This window comes from Kitasatospora sp. NPDC007106 (assembly GCF_040634455.1).
Lineage (GTDB): Bacteria > Actinomycetota > Actinomycetes > Streptomycetales > Streptomycetaceae > Kitasatospora > Kitasatospora arboriphila.
Genome location: NZ_JBEYFP010000421.1, coordinates 1 through 5,230 on the forward strand (window position 1 = coordinate 1; position 5,230 = coordinate 5,230).

General features: G+C 74.1%; 6 protein-coding genes. 1 reads left to right on the forward strand and 5 read right to left on the reverse strand.

What is annotated here, in order from left to right:
• Window positions 1-1,249: GAF domain-containing protein (locus ABZ641_RS25120; RefSeq protein WP_359985124.1), on the forward strand; the 1,249-nt coding region annotated here is incomplete at its 5' end.
• Between the two features lie 2 nt (window positions 1,250-1,251).
• Here the strand turns inward: ABZ641_RS25120 and ABZ641_RS25125 are convergent.
• From ABZ641_RS25125 to ABZ641_RS25145, 5 genes are all read right to left on the reverse strand, one after another.
• Window positions 1,252-2,247 carry a hypothetical protein gene (locus ABZ641_RS25125; RefSeq protein WP_344622278.1) on the reverse strand — a complete coding sequence of 332 codons (996 nt, stop codon included), beginning with the start codon at window positions 2,245-2,247 and terminating at the stop codon, window positions 1,252-1,254.
• 256 nt (window positions 2,248-2,503) lie between these two features.
• Window positions 2,504-3,196, reverse strand: coding sequence for a response regulator transcription factor (locus tag ABZ641_RS25130; RefSeq protein ID WP_344622279.1), 693 nt, complete (start codon window positions 3,194-3,196; stop codon window positions 2,504-2,506).
• Between the two features lie 62 nt (window positions 3,197-3,258).
• Window positions 3,259-3,861 (reverse strand): CBS domain-containing protein, encoded by a 603-nt coding sequence (locus ABZ641_RS25135; RefSeq protein ID WP_344622280.1) that lies wholly within the window; start codon window positions 3,859-3,861, stop codon window positions 3,259-3,261.
• The gene (locus tag ABZ641_RS25140; RefSeq protein ID WP_344622281.1) at window positions 3,858-4,310 is read right to left on the reverse strand and encodes a CBS domain-containing protein; all 453 of its coding nucleotides are present in this window, start codon (window positions 4,308-4,310) and stop codon (window positions 3,858-3,860) included. Before ABZ641_RS25140 ends, ABZ641_RS25135 begins: the two co-directional genes overlap by 4 nt.
• Window positions 4,289-4,906: an OsmC family protein gene (locus tag ABZ641_RS25145; RefSeq protein ID WP_344622282.1), complete on the reverse strand. Its 618-nt coding sequence runs from the start codon at window positions 4,904-4,906 to the stop codon at window positions 4,289-4,291. Before ABZ641_RS25145 ends, ABZ641_RS25140 begins: the two co-directional genes overlap by 22 nt.
• Window positions 4,907-5,230: the final 324 nt, after the last annotated feature.

Genomic DNA, 5,230 nt, shown 5'->3' on the forward strand with positions numbered 1-5,230 from the left:
CGGCAACCTCTACCTGGCGGAGAAGCGCGGCGGCGGCGGGTTCGACGCCGAGGACGAGGCGGTGCTCGCCACGCTGGCGGTGGCCGCGGGCGTGACGATCGACAACGCCCGCCTCTACAGCCAGGCACGGCTGCGGGAACGCTGGCTCGCTGCGGGTGCCGAGGTCACCAGCAGCCTGCTGTCCGGCGAGCCGGAGCAGGCGGTGCTCGACCTGCTGGTCACCCGCGCGTCCCAGATCGCGGGTGCGGACCTCGCGGTCGTGGCCTTCTGCCTCCCGCAGACGGACGAGCTCGAGGTCCGGATCGCGGTCGGCCTGCGCGGCTCCGACCACCGGGGCCTGGTGCTGCCGGTCTCCGGCTCCTTCATGGGCGCGGCCGTGCAGTCGGCCGACCTCGCCGTCAGCGCGGACGTCCGCAAGGATCCGCGGATCACCGCCGGACCGCCGCGCTGGGAGGGCCTGGGGCCCGCGCTCGCCGTACCGATCGGCACCGCCGAGGGCGGGATCCGCGGCGTGCTCATGCTCGCCCGCGCCGAGGGCGCACCGCTCTTCGACGCGGACGAGTCCGCCCCGCTGAAGGGCTTCGGCGCACAGGCGGCCGTGGCGATGGAGCTCGCTGAGCGGCGCCGCGACTCCGAACAGGTCGCCCTGCTCAAGGAACGCGACCGGATCGCCCGGGATCTCCACGACCTGGCCATCCAGCGGCTCTTCGCCACCGGGATGACCCTGCAGGGCGCCATCCGGTTCATCGAGCACCCGGAGGCCTCCGAGCGCGTACTCCGGGCCATCGACGACCTCGACGAGACGGCGAAGACCATCCGGTCGACCATCTTCGGTCTGCGGGCCAAGCGGTCGGGACCGGCCGGCAAGGGGCTGCGGGCACGGGTCGTGGAGACCGTGGACCGGGCGGCCGCCGTCCTCGGGTTCACCCCGGCACTGCGGATGACCGGTCTGATCGACGTCACCGCCCCGCCCGAGGCGGCGGAGGAGGCGCTGGCCGTCCTGCAGGAGGCGCTGTCCAACGCCGCCCGGCACTCCGGGGCCACCTCCGTGGAGGTGGAGCTCGCCGCCGGCGCCGACCTGGTGCTCACGATCACGGACAACGGCATCGGCCTGCCGGAGGGCGGCCGGCGCAGCGGCCTGGCCAACCTGGCCGAGCGGGCGGCCGCCATGGGCGGCGGGTTCGACGCCCGGGTCCGCGCCGGGGGCGGCACGGAGCTGGTCTGGCGGGTTCCGTTGCCGGCCGCCTGAGCTCACAGGTGCTCGGTCTCGTCCTCGTCGATGCTGTCGGTCAGCGGGAGCCTCGGCGTGGGGGCGCCTTCGGGCCCGTAGCCGAGCCTGAGGATCATCTGCACGCATCCGGGCCCCTGGGACGGGTCGCGGGTCGCCCACCGCTCGTGGGGCCATTCGAGGGCCTGGTGCAACATGGACGCGCGGACCTGGTGGACGGTGGCGACCAGGAGGACGTGCTGCAGGGCCAGCCCTGCGCGCAGCCAGTCCACGGGGCGGTCCTGGTGGGTGGCCAGGACGGCGATGCACGGGTGGGTCTCGAAGGCGGCGGGCGGCAGGTGGTCGGCCGGGTCGATGGCGGAGAAGTCCCGCATCGGCAGGTGGCCGGCGGCGTCCTGCGGTCCGAGGGCGCGGCGCGGTATGCCCAGCGGCGGTCCGCCGGGTTCCTGGATCCAGGCGCGGCTCTCGATCCGGCGCCCGATGTCGGTGGTGTTGGTCCGTTCCGCCTCGGCGGTCAGGTGGAGGAGCCGTTCGGTCTCCTCGGGGCCGGGGATGTCGAGCGTCGTCTCCTCCGCCCGGGCGGCGGCGACGAGGTCGGCGAGGACGACGGCTGGGACGGGCGGGCCGGTGAACGGGGTGCGGATGGTGTGCCGGTGCCAGATCGCTCCGTACAGTTCGGCGGTGCTGGGCAGGGTGACGAGGGCCGGCCGGTCGAGTTCGACGGCTGCCAGCAGGTCGGGTTCGGCCGGGTCGGGCAGCATCCGGACCTCGGGCGCCCAGCCCAGGTGGCGGGCCGCGACGCGCAGGTTGAAGACCGCGGCTCCGACCGAGACGTACAGGGCCTGGCCCCGCGGGTCGGTCTGGGGCAGCTTCCGCTCGCCGACGGCACGCACCTCGAGGGTGGAGGTCTCGGGGCGCAGCTTGAAGTGCCACGGCTGGCTGTTGTGGATGGACGGTGCGGCGACCGCGGCGGAGACCAGGGTCTCCAGCGCGGCGGCGTCGAGGGCGACGGTGGACATGACGGCTCCTCCGGGTGTTCGGTCAGCCGGGGACCGGCCGATACGCATCCTGCGGGGCCTCCGAGCACTTGCGGATGAGCCGGGTGATGGGGCGCGTGACAGCGATGCCCCGCCCGTTCGCGCCGCAGTCGATCCAGCGCATGATCGCGGGCTCCTGGGCCAGCAGGGTCGGGGGCTGATGCCCTCACTCCCACCGTCCGCCCGCGGCGCCGGGGTGCGCATGGGCCGAGCGGCCCGATCCGCCGGGCCGGCCGGCTCAGTGCGCACGCGGCGAACGGTGCTCCGTGTCGACCTGCGCGGCCAGGACGGCGGCCTGGAGGCGCCGCTCGACCCCGAGTTTGGCGAGCAGCCGCGACACGTGGTTCTTGACGGTCTTCTCGGCGAGGTACAGCTCCTTGCCGATCTGCCGGTTGGTCTTGCCCTCGCCCACCAGGGCGAGGATCTCGCGTTCGCGCGGTGTCAGCTGGTCGAGCAGGGCCTCGGTGTCGGTCTCGTCGTGGTGGCGCAGGCTCTCCATCAGCTTGCGGGTGGTGGCCGGGTCGAGCATCGACTCGCCCGCCGCCACCGTGCGCACGGCGCTGACCAGGTCCGCGCTCTTGACCTGCTTGAGGACGTATCCGGCCGCCCCGGCCATGATCGCGTCCAGCAGCGCGTCGTCGTCGTCGAAGGACGTGAGCATCAGGCAGACCAGGTCGGGCATCCGGTCCCGCAGTTCACGGCAGACGGTGACCCCGTCGCCGTCGGGGAGCCGCACGTCGAGCACGGCCACCCGGGGCTTGAGCGCGGGCACCCGTGCCAGTGCCTGGGCACAGGTGCCCGCCTCGCCGACGACCTCGATGTCGGGTTCGGCGTCCAGCAGGTCCTTCACGCCACGCCGGACGATCTCGTGGTCGTCCAGCAGGAACACCCGTACGGGCTGTCCGGTGTCGCCGTCCCGGATCGGGTCCATGGCGGCCTCCCTGCACCTGTGTCGTCTCTTCCCCGATTCTGCGCGTCCGCTCCCCGTACCGCTCAGGCCGGGACGCCCAGCCGGACTTCGGCGTCGACGACGCCCGGCACGCCCTTCACCAGGTGTTCCAGCAGCGCGGCCGTCGCCGTGTCGGGGAGCGTGCCGGACAGTGTGATCCGCCCGTCCTCGGCCTGCACGTCGAGGCCGGAGGCGTCCGCCGGGTGAAGGGCCGCGATCAGCTCGAAGCGGACCTGTCCGGCCAGTTCCTTGTCCTCGCGCAGGTGGACCTTGAGCAGGTCGCCCCGGCTGACGATGCCGACCAGGCAGTCTTCGGCGTCGACGACCGGCAGGCGCTTGAGGTGCATCCGGGCCATGGACCGGCCGGCCTCGGCGATGGGGCTGTCCGGGTGGACGGTCACGGCCGGCGCGGTCATCATGCCGCCGGCGGTCATGCCCTGGTAGGTCTCGGGTTCGCGGTCCTGGGCGGTCAGCAGGTCGGCCTCGGAGACAACGCCGATCACCCGCCCGTCGCCGGTCAGCACGGGTACGGCGCTCACCTGCCACTGCTGCAGGGTGTCGGCGATCTCCCGGAAGTCCGCGTCCCGTCCCACGGCGACGACCGCATGGGTCATCACGTCGCCGACGGTGCTCCAGGTGTCGTTCATGGCATGGTCCTTTCCGGGGGTGGCACGGCGGCCTCGTCGTGCAGGGTGCTGCGGGAGACCGGGCCGAGCAGGTCGGCGAAGTGCTGCAGGACGTCGAGGAAGAGGTCGTCGACGGTGATGACGCCGACGGGCACGCCGTCGCGCAGGACGGGCAGGCGGCGCACCCCGGTGCGGCGGAACGTCCGGTAGGCGGCGGTGAGCTCGTCGTCGGCGTCGACGGTCAGGGGCGGGGCCGACATCAGCCTGGCGACCGAGGTGTTGGCGTCCGTGTCTCCGGCCAGCACACGGACGACGAGGTCGCGGTCGGTGAGGACGCCCAGCAGGGCACGGCTGTCCGCCACCAGGACGCAGCCGATCGCCCGGTCCGCCATCAGCCGTGCCGCCTCGGCGGCGGTGCTGTCAGGCGGGACGGTCACCGGGGGTGAGATCATGAGGTCCGCGACGCGCACGGCTCGGCCTCCTTCACCGCGAAGGTGACCTCGGGCGGGTGGGTCAGCGTGTTGTGGACGGTGCAGTGCGACGCCACGGCGAGCAGCCCGGCGGTCCGCTCCCCCGGCAGCCCGGGGGCGACGATCCGGACCTCCACCGAGGCGATCCTCGCCGGCCGGTCGGTCGCCATCCGGTGGTCCACGGTCACCCGCAGCCCTTCGCGGTCGATGCCGTGCCGGGCCAGGTAACGGCCCGCGTAGTGGGCGACGCAGCCGGCGAGGGAGGCGGTGAACAGTTCGAGCGGTGTCGGTGCCGTGTCGGCGCCGCCGGCGGCGACCGGCTGGTCGACGGTGAGCACATGACCGCGGACGGAAACGGCGTACTGGTCGTCGCGCAGGTGGACCGCCTCGGTGCGCCCCGCACCGCGCGGGTCCCCGTCGGCCGCCTCGCGGACCAGGCCCGCGGCCACCTGCCTGGCCTCGGCACACGTCAGCACGGCCCGCCCGGAACCCCCGAGGTCGAGCACCACCGTGCGGCCGGCGGCGGCGGTGTCGGCGCGGGTGACGAGGATCGACCGTCCGGCCGCGGTGGTCGTCGGGTGGGTCGGGGGCGCCATGGCGGTCCTCCGTGCTCCGGGCCGCCCGCGGGGACGCGGGCTTCTGCTCCCAGGACAGCGCATCCCGCGGGTGGCGGCCAGGGCCGGCCGGTTGTGCCCCGGCGGGCCCGTGGGTACCCCGTGGACGGGGCCGTTCGGCCCTCCAACCTTCCGGCACGCGGTGGAACGCCGACAGAAGGGCCCTTCCTGCGGAGGAACACGGGCGGACTGCCGGCCATGGGCGCCGCGGGGCTGCCCGGACGTGCCGGCGTCCAGCATCGGGAAGCAGCTGGTCTCCTCGTGGCGTCCGTGGTCGCGGTACCCGCCCTGCTGCTCCCAGAAGGC